Consider the following 334-nt stretch of genomic DNA (forward strand, 5'->3'; position numbering starts at 1 on the left):
GACATATGGACACGTAATATATAATGGAGAAGCCAAAGTTGTTAAACCATCAAAAATGTATGAATTTAAGTATGAAAGGAATTGTAAATCATGTCTTGAAACTTTATATGATAGCGAATATAATAGTATGGATAATAATTACTCTTTTGATGTTAATAAGATAAAGGGATTAAAAATAGATCTTCTTAAAATGGNGAGTATTAGTAAGAATTGTGGAAAGAAGTATGATTCGTTTATAGAGCGCAATTACACAATTTCGCGTGAGACATTCAGAAAAATATTCAGAAGTATTTGGATATATTGAAATAAAAAGATTTAACTATGGAAAAATACG

The organism is Candidatus Nanopusillus massiliensis, assembly GCF_920984865.1.